Below are 255 nucleotides of genomic sequence, written 5' to 3' on the forward strand. Positions count from 1 at the left end.
CCACCCGCATGCCCTGCGCCGACATGTCGAACGCCACGCCGCTGTCTTTCCAGAAGCGCACGTTGGTGGTGACCAGCTGATCGTAAGGCGCGGTAATGAACAGCTGATAGCGCATGGCGCGCGTTTTAGGATCGAAATAGCTGGTTTCCACCGAGCCGACGCGGTAGCCGCGGAACAGCACCGGATCGCCGGCGTTGAGCTGGCCCGATTTTTCGCTGTCCAGCACGATGCGCAGCCCTTTGGCATCCGGAGAGG

1 protein-coding gene is annotated in these 255 nt (G+C 62.4%); it reads right to left on the bottom strand.

The window, feature by feature from the left end; translation table 11 throughout:
- A partial coding sequence (locus ACK3CV_RS25475) for an MlaD family protein (protein WP_489009933.1) occupies positions 1–255 on the bottom strand: 255 nt, incomplete at both ends.

The sequence above is a fragment of the Serratia sp. TSO36 genome (assembly GCF_057808395.1).